Origin of the sequence: Anaerococcus rubeinfantis (genome assembly GCF_001487145.1) — a bacterium.
Classification (GTDB): domain Bacteria; phylum Bacillota; class Clostridia; order Tissierellales; family Peptoniphilaceae; genus Anaerococcus; species Anaerococcus rubeinfantis.
On record NZ_LN913016.1, the window covers coordinates 662,264 to 682,114 of the forward strand.

16 protein-coding genes, 1 tRNA gene and 1 other RNA gene are annotated in these 19,851 nt (G+C 28.2%); 11 read left to right on the forward strand and 7 right to left on the reverse strand.

Annotated features, from left to right (window positions below; all coding sequences use genetic code 11):
* Positions 1-20 precede the first annotated feature (20 nt).
* Positions 21-866, reverse strand: coding sequence for an AraC family transcriptional regulator (locus BN3265_RS04055; protein ID WP_058990278.1), 846 nt, complete (start codon positions 864-866; stop codon positions 21-23).
* A gap of 151 nt (positions 867-1,017) precedes the next feature.
* Between BN3265_RS04055 and BN3265_RS04060 the strand changes: the two genes are divergently transcribed.
* The gene (locus BN3265_RS04060) at positions 1,018-2,604 is read left to right on the forward strand and encodes a GlgB N-terminal domain-containing protein (protein ID WP_058990279.1); all 1,587 of its coding nucleotides are present in this window, start codon (positions 1,018-1,020) and stop codon (positions 2,602-2,604) included.
* Between the two features lie 36 nt (positions 2,605-2,640).
* Here BN3265_RS04060 and cbpB read toward each other — a convergent pair whose 3' ends face one another.
* From cbpB to BN3265_RS04070, 3 genes are all read right to left on the reverse strand, one after another.
* The gene (gene cbpB, locus BN3265_RS04065; protein WP_058990280.1) at positions 2,641-3,108 is read right to left on the reverse strand and encodes a cyclic-di-AMP-binding protein CbpB; all 468 of its coding nucleotides are present in this window, start codon (positions 3,106-3,108) and stop codon (positions 2,641-2,643) included.
* A 65-nt stretch (positions 3,109-3,173) separates the two neighbouring features.
* An RNA gene (gene ffs, locus BN3265_RS09305) (signal recognition particle sRNA large type) lies at positions 3,174-3,440 on the reverse strand.
* Positions 3,440-3,530, reverse strand: a tRNA-Ser gene (locus BN3265_RS04070). Before BN3265_RS04070 ends, ffs begins: the two co-directional genes overlap by 1 nt.
* 106 nt (positions 3,531-3,636) lie before the next feature.
* Here BN3265_RS04070 and dnaX point away from each other — a divergent pair.
* The 4 genes from dnaX to hydF are packed head-to-tail and all read left to right on the forward strand — an operon-like array spanning position 3,637 to position 7,490.
* Positions 3,637-5,376: a DNA polymerase III subunit gamma/tau gene (dnaX, locus tag BN3265_RS04075; protein ID WP_058990281.1), complete on the forward strand. Its 1,740-nt coding sequence runs from the start codon at positions 3,637-3,639 to the stop codon at positions 5,374-5,376.
* 11 nt (positions 5,377-5,387) lie between these two features.
* Positions 5,388-5,720: a YbaB/EbfC family nucleoid-associated protein gene (locus BN3265_RS04080; RefSeq protein WP_058990282.1), complete on the forward strand. Its 333-nt coding sequence runs from the start codon at positions 5,388-5,390 to the stop codon at positions 5,718-5,720.
* Entirely contained in the window at positions 5,720-6,319 is a 600-nt protein-coding gene (gene recR, locus BN3265_RS04085; protein ID WP_058990283.1) for a recombination mediator RecR, read from the forward strand. The genes BN3265_RS04080 and recR overlap by 1 nt, the downstream gene beginning before the upstream one ends.
* A 28-nt stretch (positions 6,320-6,347) precedes the next feature.
* Positions 6,348-7,490 carry a [FeFe] hydrogenase H-cluster maturation GTPase HydF gene (gene hydF, locus BN3265_RS04090; protein WP_058990284.1) on the forward strand — a complete coding sequence of 381 codons (1,143 nt, stop codon included), beginning with the start codon at positions 6,348-6,350 and terminating at the stop codon, positions 7,488-7,490.
* Positions 7,491-7,509: 19 nt separating this feature from the next.
* Here the strand turns inward: hydF and BN3265_RS04095 are convergent, their stop codons facing one another.
* On the reverse strand, positions 7,510-9,327 hold the full coding sequence (locus BN3265_RS04095; protein WP_058990285.1) for an ATP-dependent helicase: 1,818 nt from the start codon (positions 9,325-9,327) through the stop codon (positions 7,510-7,512).
* Positions 9,328-9,431: 104 nt separating this feature from the next.
* Between BN3265_RS04095 and BN3265_RS04100 the strand changes: the two genes are divergently transcribed.
* From BN3265_RS04100 to BN3265_RS04115, 4 genes are all read left to right on the forward strand, one after another.
* Positions 9,432-10,229 (forward strand): nitroreductase family protein, encoded by a 798-nt coding sequence (locus tag BN3265_RS04100; protein WP_058990286.1) that lies wholly within the window; start codon positions 9,432-9,434, stop codon positions 10,227-10,229.
* 18 nt (positions 10,230-10,247) lie between these two features.
* Positions 10,248-11,048, forward strand: coding sequence for a type I methionyl aminopeptidase (map, locus tag BN3265_RS04105; RefSeq protein WP_058990287.1), 801 nt, complete (start codon positions 10,248-10,250; stop codon positions 11,046-11,048).
* 256 nt (positions 11,049-11,304) lie between these two features.
* On the forward strand, positions 11,305-12,615 hold the full coding sequence (gene brnQ, locus BN3265_RS04110) for a branched-chain amino acid transport system II carrier protein (protein WP_058990288.1): 1,311 nt from the start codon (positions 11,305-11,307) through the stop codon (positions 12,613-12,615).
* 216 nt (positions 12,616-12,831) lie between these two features.
* Entirely contained in the window at positions 12,832-14,013 is a 1,182-nt protein-coding gene (locus BN3265_RS04115; RefSeq protein WP_058990289.1) for an acetyl-CoA C-acetyltransferase, read from the forward strand.
* A 369-nt stretch (positions 14,014-14,382) separates the two neighbouring features.
* Here BN3265_RS04115 and BN3265_RS04120 read toward each other — a convergent pair whose 3' ends face one another.
* Complete coding sequence (locus BN3265_RS04120) at positions 14,383-14,988, reverse strand: thymidine kinase (RefSeq protein WP_058990290.1); 606 nt, start codon at positions 14,986-14,988, stop codon at positions 14,383-14,385.
* 7 nt (positions 14,989-14,995) lie between these two features.
* Positions 14,996-16,093 carry a redox-regulated ATPase YchF gene (gene ychF, locus BN3265_RS04125; RefSeq protein ID WP_058990291.1) on the reverse strand — a complete coding sequence of 366 codons (1,098 nt, stop codon included), beginning with the start codon at positions 16,091-16,093 and terminating at the stop codon, positions 14,996-14,998.
* Positions 16,094-16,232: 139 nt separating this feature from the next.
* On the opposite strand from ychF, the gene BN3265_RS04130 reads away from it, so the two are divergent.
* Together BN3265_RS04130 and uvrC are read left to right on the forward strand one after the other, a co-directional pair.
* Complete coding sequence (locus BN3265_RS04130; protein WP_058990292.1) at positions 16,233-18,002, forward strand: aminopeptidase P family protein; 1,770 nt, start codon at positions 16,233-16,235, stop codon at positions 18,000-18,002.
* On the forward strand, positions 18,002-19,849 hold the full coding sequence (gene uvrC, locus BN3265_RS04135) for an excinuclease ABC subunit UvrC (RefSeq protein ID WP_058990293.1): 1,848 nt from the start codon (positions 18,002-18,004) through the stop codon (positions 19,847-19,849). Before BN3265_RS04130 ends, uvrC begins: the two co-directional genes overlap by 1 nt.
* The last annotated feature ends 2 nt before the right edge of the window (positions 19,850-19,851 follow it).

Here is a 19,851-nt window from a genome sequence, read left to right on the forward strand (position 1 = left end):
CAACAGTCATTTTTTTGAATTTATATTCTGTGATTTTTCCTAAATTGGGAAGGGGTTAAGCCTACTTTTTTTCTAAAAACTTGGTTAAAATATGATTGGGAATTAAAGCCTACTATAGATGATATTTCTTCCATTGAATGGTTTGTGCTAATGAGTAGGTTTTTTGTGACTTCTATTCTTTTTAAAATTAAATAATCGATAGGGGTAACCCTGTATGATTGTTTGAATTCTGCAATCAAATGAAATTTATTCATATAGGCCATTTTTGATAGACTTTCGAGCTTAATATCTTCTGAGTAATTATTATCAATGAAATTTTTAATGTAATCAATTTGCTTGTTGATTTTAATGTCATTTGTGATAATTATCTCGTCTTTGAATTTTCTAAGTAAAGATATAACAAATTCGCTTGCCTTTGCATTTGCCATTGATTGAGCAAATATATCATTAGAATTGAATTCTTCATTAATAATATCAAAGGATTTTATAAAATATTCTTGATTTTCTTCTATGTTTTTATATATGTACTTATCTTCTTCAATATTATTGTCATTTAAAAGATTTTTTACAAAAATACTGTCTACCCCAAAAGATATATAAACTAAATTTTCTTCTTTAGATGAATATATGCTGTGGCCAACATTTGAATTAATGATAAAAAAATCATCTTTACTTGTATCTATAACCCTATCTTCAATTGAAAATTTTCCTTTTCCATCTAAAATAAAATAAAATTCTGTAAATGGATGAAAATGAATCCTAGAATTTATATTATTGGAAGTAGAAAACTTTTTTGCATATAGCACTTTCAGATAGATATTTTGCATGTCTGACTTATCGTTTCCGTGTTTATCTAAAATTTCCATAAAATGTTTTCCTTTTCTTTTTTCATATATATATTATACATAAAAAATCACTTTACTACAAGATGATTTCTTGGACTAAGAAGCATATATGATATAATGAATAATGAATTAATAGATGATTATTTTATATTAAATATAGGAAGGAATAAAGATGGATACTAGAAAATATTTGAATGGGGAATCTTTTGATGGCTATAAGTTTTTTGGAAATCATAAAAAAAGTGAAAATTCCTATATATTTAGGACACTTGGGCCAAATGCAAAAAATATTTACATAGTCGGTGATTTTAATGGTTGGAAAGAGGAAAAACTTAGAAAATATTCAACTGGAGTTTTTTCAAAAACTATAAAAAATGTTAAAGAATTTGATAGGTATTTATATATTATTGAGGATAAAAACGGGAGAAAATCTTATAAATTAGATCCATTTTCTAAAATATCAGATGAAAAATTTGAAAATTCCATGGTTTTCGATAAGTCTTTTGATTATTCTTATAAAATCAAGGAAAATAAAAATTTAAATATTTATGAAATAAATTTTAGAAATATAGATAAGAAATTTTTTACAAATGATAAATTTATTGATTATATAAAAGAAAATAACTTTACTCATTTTAAAATTATGGAAATTTTTACTGACAGTTTTTCTTATAATAAAAAGTTACTTGATTTAGAAGATTTAAAAATCTTTATTGATAGGTGCCATAAAAATAATATAGGAATAATCATGGATGTAGAAATATCTTCTTTTTATCCTAATGAAAAATCTTTGCTTAGATTTGATGGAACAAATATGTATAATTATGATTATGATGATATTTTATATAATTATGATGGGAAAATAAATATAGATTCAGATAAAAAAATTGTAAAATCATTTATTTTATCATTTATTGATTATTTATTTGATGAATTTAATATTGATGGCTTATCTCTTATTAATTTAGAAAATTTGATATTTTGGCAAGGGGATAAGTCAAGAGGATTTAACCATAGTTGGATAGAAATTATTAAAATAATGAATTCTCATATAAAAAGTTTAAATAAATTAAGTCTTGGTTTTTATAATTCAATTTGGAAAGATGATGTTGGTCTTGATTTAGGATTTTCCTATATCTATGATAAAACTATGGCAAAAATTATAAAAATTATGCAAAAATATCCTTATCAAAGGCATGATTATTCTTATATAGTAAAGAATTTGATTGAAAATGATTATAGGAAATTTCTACTTGGTTTTAATTATTTTGATAGTTTGGGCGAGGGAGCAAGTCTTGCTATGAAAATGCACTCAGATAATAAAAAATATGACCAATTAAAGACCTTGTTTTTGCTTACTTATACCTTGAATTCTAAAAAAATTCTATTTATGGAAGATGAAATTGGATCTTTGGAAACTTATAGTTTTGATAAAGAGATAGATTTTAAAGTGAAAAATCAAAATGAAAAAGATTTTAATAAATTTTATAAGAAAATTTCCAATTTTTTCAAAGATAATAAGGATTTATATGAAAAAAATTGCCAGACAAAAGTTTTAGATATTGAAGGTTATTCGCTTTTTGCTTTTAAAATGAAAGGAAAAAATTTTGAATATTTAATTATAATTAATCTGACTGACTTGGAATATAGGATAGGCTACCTAAATAAAACAAAGGCAGTTTTGACAAGTTTTGATGAAAATTTAAAAAATAAAAATATTATACCTGCCTATGGATCTGGGATTTTTAGGATAAAATAAAAAAAGCTCTTGCAAAAATTTTTGCAAGAGTATTTTTTATTCTTTTTCAATTAATTTATATTCGTTTTCTAAATTATGGGCAATATTTGTAAATCTTTCCAAAATTGTTTTTCTTGTGATTATTCCAACAAAATATCCGTTTCTGTGAGTTATACATATAAAATTATTATTTATAATAAGTCTAAGTATGTCTTCAAGGTCTGAGTCGTCAAACAATATTGGGACAATTTGATCCATAACTTCACTTACCTTTGTTTGAGTTAGAATTTCTTCATTAAAAAATGTAACATCTTCTGAAGAAATTACAATTTTTGAAATTGAAATTAACCCTCTGACCCTGTCTTTATCATCAAGAACAGGAATAGTTTGATATGACCTATTTGAAAGAACAATTATGGCATGTAAAAGTGTGTCATCTTCTCTTACAACTGCAACTTCACTTGCTGGAGTTATAAGATTTGCAGTAGGTTGATTAAATAATTTTTTTAATTTTTCACCAATCATTTTTACTCCTTCTTAAAAAAATAGCCTTTTGTTAAAACAAAAGGCCTTATTAGAGTATATTATGTAAGCACACCCAAGCTTGTATAATAAAATTTATACGTTACTCAAACAGCCAGCTCATGACAGGTGACCTTACGGCACATAAGAAGATCTACTTAATGCTGCTACGTTCCCGTCCTGACATGGTTCATAGTTTCTTATTGCGTAAGACCCATCAATCAACACCGCTTATTTGAGGCAGACTATATATTTTAAAATCCTAACTTGGGAATTCAATCCTGCTATAGCGGATTGCAGGTTACAGGGCACCGCTAACTCCCCATCTAGTGCATGGCGGAGAGCAAGGGATTTGAACCCTTGATACACTATCAATGTATACACGATTTCCAATCGTGCTCCTTAAGCCGCTCGGACAGCTCTCCATGCTTACAGATAAAAACTATACTTTATTTTCAAAAAAATTCAAATAAATTTTTAAATTAAAAAAATATTTTCACTATGGTATAATCTTTAGGGAAAGGAAAGATTATGGCAAAAGCTTTATATAGAGAATACAGACCCCAAAAATTTTCTGATGTTTTGGGTCAGGATAGGGTTGTAAATGTTTTGAAAAATCAGATTAAATCTGGTCAAATATCTCACGCATATTTATTTGCTGGAGAAAGAGGATGTGGAAAGACGACTTGTGCAAAAATTTTTGCCAAGGCAATTAATTGTCTTAATCCTAAAGACTCATCACCTTGCGGTGAGTGCGAAAATTGTAAATCCATAGAAGAAGAATCGACAATGGATGTTGTAGAAATGGATGCTGCAAGTAACAGAAGAATTGATGATATTAGAAATTTGAAAGAAACTGTTGTTTATCCACCAAATAATTTGAAATACAAGGTCTATATTATTGACGAGGCCCACATGATTACAAGAGAGGCTTTTAACGCTTTATTAAAAATTATGGAAGAGCCACCAAGTCATTTGGTTTTTATTCTTGCTACAACAGAAATTGAAAAAATTCCAAAAACTATTTTATCAAGAGTTCAAAAATTTGAATTTAATAAAATTGGCAGAGAAGATATAATTAAGCAAATTAATATAATTTTATCTGACAGAAATATTTCTATGCAAGAAGAGGGAAAAGATCTTATTGTAAAAAAAGCCAAGGGAGCTATGAGAGATGCGCTTTCTATTTTGGACCAAGTTTTATCAATAGAAAAAGAATATTTTTCCCTAAAAGATGTAGAAAATATTTTGGGTTTGGTTGATTTTAAATCTTTGGATAAATTAGTTGATAATATAATTTCTTATAATCAAAAAGAATCCTTGGATTTACTTTTTTATTTAAGAGAAAATGACAAGGATGATGAGGATATATTGGATGGGCTTGTTGGATATTTTAGGGATATTATGGTTTATAAGACAAGCCAAAATGAAAAATATATAGAAAATTTAGATTATCTTGATCTAATAAAAGAAAAAATTGAAAAAATTTCATCAGAAAGGCTAGTTGGATATCTTGAAATTTTAAATGATTATTCAAATAGGATGAAATTATCTGATAATTCTTCTCTTCTTATGGAAATGGCAATTTTAAGACTGATAAATTTAAAAGATGAAGAAAATATTCTATCAAGAATAAAAAAATTAGAAGAAGAAAAAAAAGAAAATATAATCGACATAATTAATAAATTGGTTGATCAAAAATTTGAAAATTTTAATCCGGATAAATTTATAGTAAAAGAAAATTCTAATCCTATTAAAAAAGAAAAAATAAATAATGAAGAAAGTCTAGAAAAATCTTTTGAAAATAATAAGATTTCAGATGATAAAAAAATAATAGAAGAAGAAAAAAATAATCATGAAAATCTTATTGAAAAGGATGAAAATGTAAATTTAGAGGAGAAGAGTGAAGAAAGTTTTGTTCTAGACAAAGATCAAGAAGAACTTTTTGTAAGTGAACTTTCATCAACATCCTCACCAATTTTAAGGGCTATGTTTAAAGATGAAGGTTTTAATTATGATATTTTAAATGAAAAATTCATAGTTTATTATTCTAATGTTTTGTATTACCAATTTTTAGAAGAATCAAAACCAAGAATGAAAGAAATTTTAAAGGCGGTTACTGGAAAAGAATTTGACCTAAAAGTATCATCTATTGACAAAAAAATTTCTAACAAGAATAATAGTATAGGAGGATCTAAAAAAGATCCACAAGACGATGTAATAAAAAAACTAAAAGAAGTTTTTGATAATGATTTAATAATTGAAGAATAAAGGAGAATATTATGGCAAGAGGCGGATTTCCAGGTGGAAATATGAATAATATGATGAAAAAAGTACAAAAAATGCAAAAAGAAATGGCAAAAGCCCAACAAGAAATTGAAGAAAAAGAATTTTCTTCAACCGCAGGTGGTGGGGTTATCGAAGCTGTTGTAAATGGAAAAAAAGAATTAGTTAAAATAAACATTGACGAGGATGTAGTTGATCCTGAAGATACTGAAATGCTAGAAGATTTGGTTGTTGCAGCAGTAAATGATGCTTTGAAAAAAGCTGACGAATATACACAAAGAGAAATGGGAAAATTAACAGGAAATATTAATATTCCTGGACTAATGTAATGAGCTTGTATCCTGAAAGTTTAACTAAATTAATTGAACAATTCCAAAAACTTCCTACAATTGGTAAAAAAAGTGCCGAAAGACTTGCGATGAGTATAGTAGGAAAGGATTTGGATAGTGTAGAAGAATTTTCAAATGCTCTTCTTGAAGTGAAATCCAAAATTCATCCTTGTAAAATTTGTGGAAATTTAACAGAAGATGAAGTTTGTGGAATTTGTAAGGATGTTTCAAGAGAAGATAGTATAATTTGTGTAATTGAAGATGTAAAAAATTTATATGCCATTGAAAAATCTTCAGTTTTTCACGGAAAATATCATATTTTGGGAGGACTAATTTCTCCTTCTGATAATGTAAAGGCTGAAGATTTATCTATTGATAAATTATTAGACAGGATTGATAAGGAAAATATTAAAGAAATTATTTTGGCGATTTCTTCTACAATCGAGGGAGAAACAACTTCTTTGTTTTTAGCTCATTTGTTAGAAGGAAAAAATATCAAAGTTTCAAAAATTGCTTCTGGAATTCCTGTCGGTTCAAATTTGGAATATTTTGACCAGCTCACTTTAGAAAGAGCCTTGGAAGATAGAAGAGAAATTTGATTTATTGTAGAAAAATTTAAGGAAAAATATGAAAGCTTATAATTCAGAAAGACTTAGTCTTGTTTTGTTAGGAAAGACTAATTCAGGAAAATCTTCCTTTTTAAATTTTATATGTGACCAAGATGTTTCGATTGTATCAAGCAAAAAGGGGACAACAACAGATCCTATAAAAAAGGCTATGGAAATTCACGATTTTGGTCCGGTTTTATTTTTTGATACGGCGGGTTTTGATGATCAGACAAGTTTATATGAAAAAAGAATTTCAAAAACAAAAAAGACAATCGAAAAAGCTGATGTGATTTTATATTTTCTATCACTAGAAGATGAAATTGATAATCTTTTGGATTTAAAAAATAAGCATAAAAATATTTTATTTATTGCGAGTAAGCAGGATTTGGAAATTGGTAAAGAAATTTTTAAAAAATTTGAAAGACTTGATCCCTTGCTTATAAATTTGAAGGAAAAGGGTGATAGGGAGAAATTTTTTGATAAAGTTAGGTCAAAATTTGAAATTGAAGATAAGACTATAACAAAAAATCTTGTAAAGGCAAATGATTTGGTTTTATTAGTCATTCCCCAAGATGCTGAAGCACCAAAATTTAGGTTGGTAAAGCCGCAGGTTATGACTATAAGAGAAATTATAGACAAAAATGCTACAGCGGTTTCCACAAATCTTGAAAATTTGGAAAATACTTTAAATTCATTTAAGAAAAAACCTGACCTTGTAATAACTGATTCCCAATATTTTAAAGAAGTTTATAATATTTTGGATAAGGATATAAAACTGACTTCATTTTCAGTTTTATTTTCAGCATTCAAAGGGGATATAAAATATTATGTAGAATCAGTCAAAAAACTTGATCAAGGAGCAAAAAAAATACTAATTGCAGAAGCTTGCTCCCATCCACCAATGACTGAAGATATAGGAACAGTAAAAATTCCAAAACTTTTGAAAAAAAAATATAAGGATGTAGAAATTGACTTTACAAGGGGAGAGGATTTTGAAAATATTGAAAAATATGATCTTATAATCCAATGTGGAGCTTGTATGTTTAATAAAAAATATGTCATGGAAAGAATAAAAATGGCGAAAGAAAAAAATATTCCCATGACAAATTATGGGATAGTTTTGGCATATTTAAATGGAATTTTGGATAAAATTTATAAATAAAGGCCTTGGGTCAAAGAATTTATTTCTTTGGTCCAAGGCTATTTTTTATTATTTCTTGGCTATTTTTGTAAAAAATAGATGGATTTACACTTTTTTTGTTTCGTTTTTTGAGGCTCAGTAAGTAAAGGCTATTTTTTGCCCTGGTAAGACCTACATAAAAAATTCTTCTTTCTTCCTCAAGCCTTTCCAAATAATTTTCTTCATCCAAAATAATAGGAAATTCATTTTTAACCAAGTCAATTATAAAAACTTTATCATATTCTAAACCTTTGGAAGAATGGATAGTTGAAAGCTTTATATTAGATTCTATTAAAGACTTTGATTTTTTTTCTATAAGGTCAATTTTTTCATAAATTTCTTCAAGATTTTTGCAAGATTTAGAAAAATACATTAAACTTTCTATGTAAATGTCCTTGTTTATAGTTTCCTCATTGTGTTTTCTACTAATCATATTTATATAAGAATTATAGGATAGACTCTTGTAAATAAAAGAAATTTTTTTGTCCATTGGAAGTTTTCTTATATGTTTCAATTTCTTTTCAATATTAAAAAGACTATCTTTTTTGAAATCTTCAATTTGAGAATTTTCATAAAAATCAAAAATATTTTCATTAATAGCCTTGTACTTTAATCTTTCAATGTCTTCTTTTGATAAATAAGTTGAGATTTTATAGTAAATATCGGAAAAAATTTCGACATTTGAAAAATCTTTTGAAAATTTAATTATATTTACCATATCAACAAAAATTTTTGAGTCAAAAAAATCCATTATGTTAGAACCAATTGTAAAATCTATATTATTTTCTAAAAAATATGAAATTAAAGAAATCGCAGATATATTATTTCTAAATAAAATTCCAGTGTTTTCTTTTTTATTAAGATTTTCTAAGATAAAGTCATATTCCTTAGAAAAATCAGAAAAAGTTTTGGTTTTTATTTGTCCAGGGATTTTTCTAGAAACTTTAAAAGTTTTTTTGTACCTATTTTTATTTTGTCCAATAAAATTTTCCCCTAAATTTATTATATTTTCACAGGACCTATGATTTGTATCAAGGCTTAAAATTTTTGCATCCTTATAAACATTTTTAAAATTTAAAAGATAAGTTGGATCTGCAGCCCTAAAAGAATAAATAGATTGGTCATCATCAGCAACAACCATAAGGTTATTTTCAGGCCAAACAATTTTTTCTAGAATTTTAAATTGCAAAAGGGAAGTATCTTGCCCCTCATCAAGTTGAAAGTATTTGTATTTATTTTTAATAGATTTGAGTAAAGCCTTATCTTCCAATAATTTCAAGGCATAAACTTGCATATCATCAAAATCTAAAAGGTGTTTTTCTTTTTTTACTTTTTCATATTCAAAATAAATTTTTTTGATATTTGATATTTCCACCTCGTCAAGATAAGAAGGATCAAGGAGGGAGTTTTTCATAAAAGATATTTTTTGAAAAAATAAATTCAAATCTTCTTTGGAAATTTTTTTATTATTAATCTTCTTATAAATTTCACCAACAAGATTGTACTTGTTATAAATTTTTTCATCTTCAATAAGATTTACACTTCTATTGTATTTTTTTAAATAATTTCTAATTATAAGATAGCAAAAAGCATGGATGGTCATAAAATTTGATTTTTTGCCATCAAATCTTTTTTTCATATCCCTAGCTTGAATCTTAGAAAAAGTTAAACTTAAAATTTTTGAAGGATCAATATTTTTGGATAAAATCTTAATTCTTTCTAAAAGCATAGTAGTTTTTCCAGATCCAGGAATTGCTAAAACTAACAAGGGACCATCCAAATGATTTGCTGCTTGTAATTGTTTGCTTGTAAATTTCATATTTATATTTTATCATATAAGTATAAGAATTTGCTTAAGCTTAGCTAATAAATTTATTTAATAATTACCTATTTAAGGTATAATATTTAAAAACGGGAGGAATTATGTTAACTACAAATTTTTTAAAAACAAGAACTTCTACAAGAGATTTTAAAGGTCAAAATGTAGATGATACAAAAATCAAAAAAATTTACCAAATTATTACTGAAATTCAAAATAGATTTGGTGAAAGCGATCTTAACTACCAAGTAAACAAAAAAGGCGAAGAAGTTTATTTCAAATTAAAAGGAAATGCAGGTTACAAGGGAGTTATGATTAAGGCTCCATTATATGTTGGACTTGAAATTAAAAACGACAACAAAAATGCCTTAGTAAAAGGAGCTTATGGCCTTGAAGAATTAATTACAAAATTAGAAGAAGAAGGACTTGGCTCATGCTATGTTACAGTAAGTGGAGTAAGCGATGATATTTTAAAATCAGCATTTGTAAATGCTGAAGGAAAAATCATGTCAATTCTTGCAATAGGTGAAGCTTCAAAAGAAGAAGTTAGAGAACACAGATATGATGATAGAAAAGGAATAAATGAATTTGTATTTATTGATAGCCTTGATCACAAAGCAAGCGTTGAAGAATTATCTCAAAGAGGACTTGATGATTTATTCTCATACCTAAGATTTGCACCATCATCATACAATTCACAACCTTGGAGATTTGTTTTGATTGATAATCTTGTAAAATTATACCTAGAAGATTACAAAGACGAAGCAAATTTAGTAGATGCAGGAATTGTAATGTATTATTTTGACCAATTAACAAAAGATATTTCTATAAATTCAAATTGGGACGTAGACGTAAAATTAGACCAAGATAAATTCCAATTCATTGCTCAAAAAGAATTATAAAATATAGAAGGAATCTTAATGATAAGACTTTATACACAAAATGATATAGAAAAAATGTATGGGGCTTCAGAAATTCTTTGCCAAACACACCTTGCAATAAAAGAAATAATAAGACCTGGAATTACAACAAAATTTCTTGATGATTTTGCAAATAAATTTATAAAGCATAAAAAGGCAAGACCTGCTCAATTAGGTTATCAAGGTTTTCCATATACACTTTGCATATCTGTAAACGATGAAATTTGCCACGGATTTCCTTCAGATTACAAATTGAAAGAAGGAGATGTAGTCTCAATAGATAATGTTATAGATTACAAGGGTGGACTTGCAGATTCATGTTGGACCTATAAAATTGGAAAATTAAGTGAAGAAAATAAAAAATTAGTTGATGTAAATTTAAAGGCTCTTTACAAAGGAATAGAAGCTGCAAAACCGGGAAATAGAATTGGTGATATAGGCCATGCAATCCAAGAATACGTTGAAGGCGAAAATGGTTTTTCAGTTATAAGAGATTTTATTGGTCATGGTATAGGAAAAGAAATGCACGAAGATCCACAAGTTCCACACTATGGTAAAAAAGGATTTGGTCCTAGGATAGAAGAAAATATGGTATTTACAATCGAACCTATGATTGCAGTAGGCGATTGGAAATCAAAAATGGATGCAAATGGATGGACAGCAAGAACTAAAGATGGTTCAGTTTGTTCACAATTTGAACACCAACTCGTTATAAGAAAAGATGGGGCGGAAATAATAACTGACCAAAATAAGTTTTCTTTAACAGATGAAGATAAAAAATTTATAGAAGCATATAAATAGGAGAGAAATCTCCTATTTTTTTTATAAAAAAATAAATTTTTTCAAAAAGGTAAATTATACCAAATTAAAGCAAATAAGTGAAAATAAATAATAAAAATTCATAATAAAATGTTTTCAAATTTATAATTAATAAAAATATCCATAAGTAAATCTCATAATTTGCAAGAAAATATAAAAAAAAATGAAAAAAACTTTAAAAAAGACTTAATAAGTAATCAAAAAAATGGTAAAATATAAAATATACTAAGGAGGAGTTATGGATATATTAGTTATAGGATTTGCATTATTTGCAATGTTTTTTGGGGCGGGAAATTTAATATTTCCACCAATGTTGGGATATACTTATGGAGATAAGTGGTTATTAGCATCAATTGCCTTCACAATTGTAGGAGTTGGGCTAACTTTATTAGCTGTAGTTAGTATGGCAAAAAGACAAGGAAATATTTTTACTTTTACTTCTCTTGCTGGAAATAAACTTTCAAAAGCAATTATTTTAATTATTGCTCTTTGCATTGGACCTCTTGGAGCAATACCAAGGACAGCTGCAACAAGTTTTGAAATGGTCCAATCTGCAGGATTTAATATAAATATTTTTGTGTTTACCTTGATATTTTTTGGTCTATCCTTATTTTTGGCCTTGGCAAAAAATTCGGTTGTAGACACTATAGGTAAATTTTTGACACCACTTTTATTAATTTCATTATTAATAATGATAATAGTTGGTGTATCAAGTCCAATTGGTCAAATAAAAGAAATTAATTTAAATGTAGGAAAAATATTTTCAGATTCTATGCTTGAAGGATACAATACTATGGATGCTTTGGCAGCTTTAGCCTTTACACCGATTATTGTTGAAAGTGTTATAAATAAAGGCTACAAAAATGAACTTTTGAAAAAAACTATCCAAGCATCATTAATAGCTGTTTTGGGACTTGCTTTTGTTTATATTTCTTTGACATTTTTGGGAGCAAGTGTTTCAACAAGTATTAATACAGATTCAAGAGTTACTTTGTTAAATTATATAGCTGAAAAAGTATTAGGAAATAAAGGTAAGTTTGTTCTAATTGTAGCAATTATTATGGCATGTTTTACAACTTCTATTGGGTTGATTTCATCAATATCAAATATATTTTCTGAGTTTACAAAAGACAAAGTTTCATATAAATTTTTTGCAATTATAATAGCTTTGGTTTCCTTATTGCTTTCAGCTCTTGGAGTAGAATCAATAATTAGATTAACAGGACCATTTTTACAATTTGTTTATCCGTTGGCTGTTATTTTGGTTATATTTAACTTATTTGAAAAAGATCATATAAATAAAATCGTGATAAGAAATTCATTTATAGTAGTAGCAATAGTTTCTTTTATAGATGCCTTTGTTAGTTTGATGGAAATTTTATCAGATATGTTTAATGTAAATATTTCAATATTAAAAGCTTTAGAATCAATCTTAAAAGGATTTGTGAAAATAATTTCTTTAAACATAGTGGATTTCCCATGGGTAGTGCCAGTACTTGTAACTATAATAATTACAAGCTTGTATCTAAAATTAAATAAAAATAAATAATTTTTGCATCCAAATTTTTGGATGTTTTTTTATTTAATTTTTTGCAAAATTTTTTTTATCCTGTATATTTTTATTGTAAGTAGAAATATAAGAAAAAGGATTTCAAAATCCAAAAGAAAGTTTCAAAAAATGTTTGATAAATTTTTAACTACATGTTATAATTATATTGTAAGTTAAGATAACAAATTATCAGATATAAAATTGAAAGGGGAAATTATGACAAGAAAAGTAGTAATTGCAAGTGCAGCTAGAACTCCAGTTGGAAGCTTTGGTGGTGCATTAAAAACAAAAAGTGCTGTAGATTTAGGTATAGTTGCAGCAAAAGCAGCTATCGAAAGAGCAGGAATCAAACCAGAAGATATTGATGAAACAGTTTTAGGTTGCGTTTTACAAGCAGGACTTGGACAAAACGTTGCTAGACAAATTTCACTTGGTGCTGGAATCCCTCAAACAACTCCAGCTATGACAATCAACAAAGTTTGTGGATCTGGTCTTAGAACAGTTTCATTAGCAGCTCAAATGATTTTAGCAGGAGATGTTGATGTAGTTCTTGCAGGTGGTGCAGAAAGCATGTCAAATGCTCCATTCTTATTAAACGAAGCTAGATGGGGAGCAAGAATGGGCAACAAAAAATTTGTTGACGAAATGATTACTGACGGTCTTTGGGATGTTTATAATGACTACCATATGGGAGTTACAGCTGAAAATGTAGCTGAAAAATATGGAATTACTAGAGAAATGCAAGATGATCTTGCAGCAGTAAGTCAACAAAGAGCAAGCAAGGCTCGTGCTGAAGGAAGATTTAAAGATGAAATCGCTCCAGTAGAAATTAAAGATAGAAAAGGAAATGTAACAGTTGTTGAAGATGACGAATATATTAGAGACGGTGTTACACAAGAAGGAATTTCTAAATTAAGACCAGCATTTATCAAAGATGGTACAGTTACAGCAGCTAACGCATCAGGAATTAACGATGGAGCAGCTTGTCTTGTAGTTATGAGTGAAGAAAAAGCTAAAGAATTAGGCGTTAAGCCACTAGCTACAATCGTAAGCTATGCATCTGCAGGAGTTGATCCAAAAGTTATGGGAACAGGTCCAATTCCATCAAGTAAAAAAGCTCTTGAAAAAGCAGGTTGGAAAGTTGAAGATCTTGATTTAGTTGAATCAAACGAAGCTTTCGCAGCTCAATCATACGCTGTAAGAAATGAAATGGGATTTGATCCAGAAAAAACAAATGTAAATGGTGGAGCAATTGCAATAGGTCACCCAATCGGAGGATCAGGAGCAAGAATTCTTACAACACTATTATATGAAATGGAAAAAAGAGATTCTAAAAAAGGACTCGCTACACTTTGTATAGGTGGAGGAATGGGAACAGCTCTAGTAGTTGAAAGATAATAATTTTATAAATAAAAAAAGGTTGCTATAAAAAGCAGCCTTTTTTGTTTGTAAATATAAATTTTTTCAAAAATAAAACTACTCAAAATGAGTAGTACAGAGCGTAGACAAAGTCAGTTTATTAATTCATTATTAATTTAAAACAAAATTACGCTAAAACCCATCTCGACTAGATAAATATGACTTGATTTGGCATATTTATTCCTAAAACTAAGTGCTAAAGCACGAAAAAGTTTGCAAAGCAAACATGTTTTAGTGTGACTGAAGCGAACGCACGGAGAGATCTCATGAGATTTCTCTGCTCACTACGTTCGGTAGAAATGGACATTTTTTAGTTTTTCAACAGTCTGAACTAGTCAAAATGAGTAGTTAAATTTGATCTAGTGAAATTTGATTTTTATTTTTTTCTCTATCTTTCATTTTTCTATTGTAGCATGATCTACACAAGGGTTCGTAGGAGTCTTGGGCTCCTATTTCAATCCTATCTTCATTGTAAGATTTTCTAAATGAAACCCAAGCATCTTCACCGCATGAAGCACAAATTGCATGGTGTTTTATTAACTCGTCAGCTATTGGCATTAACTCTTTTACAATTTCAAAAGGTCTTGCCTTATAATCCATATCAAGTCCTGATACAACAATTGTAATGTGATTTTGCATAAGTTTTATAAAATAATCTACTATTTTTGATGGTTCGTCTGGGAAAAATTGAACTTCATCAATTCCTATTGCATCAATTTCATTGTTTTGGGCATATTCTAAAATTTCTTTTATAGATTCTATTTTTATTGCATCAAGTTCAAGATTATCGTGGCTTATTATTTTTTCATCTTTGTGCCTTGAATCGACTGATGGTTTAAAGGCGATGGTTTTATAGCCTGCAACTTTCATCCTATACAATTCACGCCATAAGGAAGTGGTTTTTCCAGAAAACATTGATCCTGTGTGAACTATAAGTTTTGCTTGTTTTTTCATATTTCACCTAAACATTGAATTTGAAGTTGGTAATATCTCCATCTTTCATCACATAGTCTTTTCCTTCCATACGAAGTTGACCATGTTCTTTTACTTTTGCCATATTACCATATTCTTTTAGGGTATCAAAACTTACGATTTCTGCTTTGATAAAACCTCTTTGTATATCTGTGTGAATTTTTCCAGCAGCATCAACTGCCTTTGTTCCATTTGTAATTGTCCAAGCTCTAGTTTCATCTTCTCCAGTTGTCAAAAACGAAATCAAATTTAAAGTTTTGTAAGAATCTTTTATTACTTGATCGCAACCTGATTCGCTAAGACCAATCATTTCCAAAAATTCTTTCTTTTCTTCATCACTTTCAAGCTCAGATATTTCTTGTTCAATTTTTGCACTTACTACAGAAACTTGGGCATTTTCTTCCTTTGCAAATTCTCTAACTTTTTGAACAAATTCATTATCATCACCGTTATTTGCAACATCGCTTTCATCGACATTGCAAACATAAATTATTGGTTTTGTTGAAAGAAGTTGGTAGGTTTTAAGAAGAGCCTTTTCTTCATCGTGCAAATTTAAAACTCTGGCAGATTTTCCTTCTTCCAAAACTTCTTTTATTCTTTTTAATAATTCAACTTCACTTCTTGCTGATTTATCAGATTTTGCAACTTTTTCTCTTTTTGCCAAAACTTTTTCAACAAGTTCAAGGTCTGAAAGAATAAGCTCAAAATTTATTGTTTCAATATCTCTTAATGGGTCAATATTTCCGTCAACATGGGTTACATTTGGATCATTAAAACAACGCAAAACTTCTACTATTGCATCAGTTTCTCTAATATTTGATAAAAATTTATTTCCCAATCCTTCACCCTTGCTTGCTCCTTTTACAAGTCCTGCTATATCATAAAATTCTATAGCTGCTGGTACAATTTTTTTTGAATTGTGCATTTTTGCAAGATAATCAACTCTATAATCTGGAACATTTACAAGTCCTACGTTTGGATCTATTGTGCAGAAAGGATAATTTGCGATTTCTGCTCCAGCTTTTGTAATAGCATTAAATAAAGTTGATTTGCCTACATTTGGTAGGCCAACTATTCCTAATTTCATTTAATCACTCTTTCTTTATTTATTCTTTATTTAGCATTATTAATTATATAGAAAGAGATTGAAAAAATCAATTCTATATTTTTCTTTAATTTTCTAACAATGGTATAATATTTAAAAGATAAAAATTAAAGGAGAAATTATGAATATTAATCAAAGACTAGAAAAGCTCAGAGAGCTAATGGCTGCTAGAAAAATAGATGCATATATTATAAATACTTCTGATCCTCACCAATCAGAATATATCAGTGATTATTACAAAACTCGCGAATTTATTTCGGGTTTTACAGGATCTGCAGGAGTTTGTGTTGTTACAAAAGATAAGGCAAGGCTTTGGACTGATTCTAGATATTTTTTACAAGCTGAAAATGAATTGAAATTTTCTGAATTTGAATTTTATAAACAAGGTTTTGAAGAAGATCCTACAATGGAAGAATTTTTACTAGAAGAAGTAGGAGAATTTGGAAAAATTGGTTTTGATGGAAATTGTTATTCTGTTAAAGATTACAAATCTTTAAGCGAAAATATGGGATCACGTGCCTTGGTTTATGATATAGACTATATTTCTCAAATTTGGGAAAATAGACCAAGCCTTCCAAAAGAAAAAGTTTGGATTTATGATTTAAAATATGTTGGAGAAAGTTTAGAATCAAAAATAAATAGACTTAGAGAAGAACTTAAGAAAAAAGAGTGTGATTATAACTTTATAGGCTCTCCAGAAGATATTTGTTACCTTTTAAATATTAGGGGAAATGATATTGGCTATACTCCAGTAGTTTTATCATATTTGTTGGTTTCAATGGATGAAATTCATCTTTGCATAGACCAAGACAAATTAGATGATGAAGTTTTGGTATATCTAAAAGAAAATAAGGTTAAAGTTCATTCCTACGATTATATTTATACTCTATTAAAAAATATTAAGGGCAAAAATAGGATTTATATAGATCCAGAAAGAACAAATGTTGCAATTTTTGATTCAATTAATTCAAACGTGAGAATAACAAGTGGAATAAATATATCAACTCAAATGAAGGCTGTAAAAAACGAAACAGAAATAGAAAATGAGAAAAAAGCCTATATTATTGATGGGGTAAGTCTTGTTAAATTTTTCAATTGGGTTGAAGTTGGAACAAGTACAGGATCTTTGACTGAGCTTATAGCTAGCAAAAAATTGCAAGATTTAAGAAAAGAAAACGAATCATATATAGAAGACTCCTTTGAAACAATTGCAGGTTACAAAGAAAATGGAGCTATTGTTCATTATGAACCAACATCACTTTCATCAAAAACTTTAGAAGAAAAATCACTCTTGTTGGTAGATTCTGGAGCCCATTACAAAGAAGGAACTACAGATATAACAAGGACAATTGCCCTTGGAGAACTTACAGAAGAAGAAAAAGAAAATTATACCCTAGTTTTAAAATCTCACATCGCCTTGATGAGTGCAAGATTTAAAGAAAAAACCAAGGGACAAAGGCTAGATGCAATAGCAAAATATCCATTGTGGAAAGCTGGAAAAGATTATTTCCACGGAACAGGCCATGGAGTTGGATTTAGTCTAACAGTTCACGAAGGTCCAAATAATATTTCCCAATTTAATGATATTGAATTATTAGAAAATATGACTACTTCAATAGAACCCGGTTTATATATAGCAAACAAACACGGGGTAAGAATTGAAAGTGAAGTTTATGTTAAAAAAGATTTGGAAAATGAATTTGGTAAATTTATGAAATTTGAATGCCTAACCTATGTTCCAATAGATACTAGACCAATAAATATAGAAATGCTTGATAAATGGGAGATAGAATGGATTAATTCCTATAACAAAAAATGCCAAGAACTTTTATCTCCATATCTTGAAGGATCAGATTTAGAATATTTAATAGAAAGTTGTAAAGAAATTTGATGAATAATCAAATAAAAGAAAAACTAAAAGAGTTACCAGGCTTACCAGGCGTGTATATAATGAGAAATAGCCAAGATGAAATAATCTATGTTGGAAAGGCTATAAATTTAAAAAAACGTGTAAGTCAATATTTTGATAATAACAAAAATAAGGGCAGAAAAGTCCTTGCCATGGTAAGTCATATAGATCATTTTGAATATATAATTGTAGAAAATGAGGTCGAAGCTCTAGTATTAGAATCAAATCTAATAAAGAAAAACAGACCGAGATACAATATTGTTTTAAGAGATGATAAGCAGTACCCATATATAAAAATAACAAATGAGAAATTTCCAAGAATTCAAAAGGTAAGAAATGTAAAAAAAGATAAGGGCTTTTACTTTGGCCCTTATCCTGATGCCTATGCAGTAAATGATGTAATAGAATTGTTTCACAGTCTTTATCCCTTTAGAACCTGCAATTTGAATTTTGACAAGGGTCAAAAGCTAGATAGACCTTGCCTAAATTATTACATCCACAGGTGTAAGGCTCCCTGTATTGGAAATGAAAATGAAGTTGAGTATATGGAGAATATAAAAAAAATAAAGGATTTTTTAGAAAATAAATCAGACCATATACCAAATTTAGTAATAGAAAAAATGAACAAGGCAAGTGCTAGCTTGGATTTTGAAAATGCTGCAAAATACAGAGATTACCATAGGGCCTTGTCAACCATTTCTCAAAAACAAAAAGTTACCACTACAAATGGAGATGATATGGATATTATTGCCATGTCTAAGGGGATATTTTATGTTACCATGCAGGTGTTTTTTATGAGAGATGGGAAAATTGTCGATAGGGAACACTTTATAATAAAAGATGATTATAGGGAAGATGATGCAGATATTATGTCATCATTTATGAAACAATTTTACCTAAATCTAATGTATGTACCAAAAGAAATTTTGGTTAGAACCATGCCATCAGATCAAAAGCTTTTAAAATCATTTATAGAAAATAAAAAAGGGAAAAAAGTTAGCATAACTTGCCCAAAACTTGGAAACAAAAAAGACTTAGTGGATATGGCTTACAGAAATGCAAGTGACATGATGAAAAAATATGAAAAAAGGCTTGAAGAAAAAGAAAGAAAAAAACATTCTGGTCTAAATGGCTTAAAAGAGATTTTAAATTTAAAAGCTATAAATAGGATTGAAGCATACGATATTTCAAATACATCGGGAGTCCAATCAGTTGGATCAATGGTTGTATTTCAAAATGGAATAGCTGAAAGAAAAGAGTATAGAAAATTTAAAATAAAAACTATAGAAGGCCCGGATGATTATCATTCACTTGAAGAGGTTCTTACAAGAAGATTTCAAAGGGCAAAAAAAGAAATTAAAAATAATAACACCTATACAGGATTTGGAAAACTCCCAGATTTAATTTTGATGGACGGAGGCAAGGGTCAAGTAAAGTCCGCAAAAAAAGTCTTGGAAAAATTAAATTTTTCAATCGAAGTTGCAGGTCTTGTTAAAGACGATAAGCATACAACAAGAGCTATTATCTATGAAAATGAAGAAATACCAATAAAAAAACGAGATCCAGTCTACAAATTAATCTATGAAATTCAAGAAGAAGCTCACAGATTTGCCATAAATTATCATAGAAAATTAATGAGTCAAACTATGAAAAAATCTGAGCTTGACAAAATTAATGGTATAGGAAAAAGAAAAAAAGAAAATCTTTTAAGGCATTTTAAAAGTATAAAAAATATAAAAAAAGCAAGCCTTGAAGAATTGATGGAAGTAGATTTGATTGGAGAAAATCAAGCTCTTGAAATAATAAAATATTTCAAATTAAATAATTAAAG

Coding starts and splice junctions, on each gene's coding strand:
- BN3265_RS04055 (WP_058990278.1), bottom strand. CDS start 866: ATGGAAATTTTAGATAAACACGGAAACGATAAGTCAGACATGCAAAAT.
- BN3265_RS04060 (WP_058990279.1), top strand. CDS start 1,018: ATGGATACTAGAAAATATTTGAATGGGGAATCTTTTGATGGCTATAAG.
- cbpB (WP_058990280.1), bottom strand. CDS start 3,108: ATGATTGGTGAAAAATTAAAAAAATTATTTAATCAACCTACTGCAAAT.
- dnaX (WP_058990281.1), top strand. CDS start 3,637: ATGGCAAAAGCTTTATATAGAGAATACAGACCCCAAAAATTTTCTGAT.
- BN3265_RS04080 (WP_058990282.1), top strand. CDS start 5,388: ATGGCAAGAGGCGGATTTCCAGGTGGAAATATGAATAATATGATGAAA.
- recR (WP_058990283.1), top strand. CDS start 5,720: ATGAGCTTGTATCCTGAAAGTTTAACTAAATTAATTGAACAATTCCAA.
- hydF (WP_058990284.1), top strand. CDS start 6,348: ATGAAAGCTTATAATTCAGAAAGACTTAGTCTTGTTTTGTTAGGAAAG.
- BN3265_RS04095 (WP_058990285.1), bottom strand. CDS start 9,327: ATGAAATTTACAAGCAAACAATTACAAGCAGCAAATCATTTGGATGGT.
- BN3265_RS04100 (WP_058990286.1), top strand. CDS start 9,432: ATGTTAACTACAAATTTTTTAAAAACAAGAACTTCTACAAGAGATTTT.
- map (WP_058990287.1), top strand. CDS start 10,248: ATGATAAGACTTTATACACAAAATGATATAGAAAAAATGTATGGGGCT.
- brnQ (WP_058990288.1), top strand. CDS start 11,305: ATGGATATATTAGTTATAGGATTTGCATTATTTGCAATGTTTTTTGGG.
- BN3265_RS04115 (WP_058990289.1), top strand. CDS start 12,832: ATGACAAGAAAAGTAGTAATTGCAAGTGCAGCTAGAACTCCAGTTGGA.
- BN3265_RS04120 (WP_058990290.1), bottom strand. CDS start 14,988: ATGAAAAAACAAGCAAAACTTATAGTTCACACAGGATCAATGTTTTCT.
- ychF (WP_058990291.1), bottom strand. CDS start 16,093: ATGAAATTAGGAATAGTTGGCCTACCAAATGTAGGCAAATCAACTTTA.
- BN3265_RS04130 (WP_058990292.1), top strand. CDS start 16,233: ATGAATATTAATCAAAGACTAGAAAAGCTCAGAGAGCTAATGGCTGCT.
- uvrC (WP_058990293.1), top strand. CDS start 18,002: ATGAATAATCAAATAAAAGAAAAACTAAAAGAGTTACCAGGCTTACCA.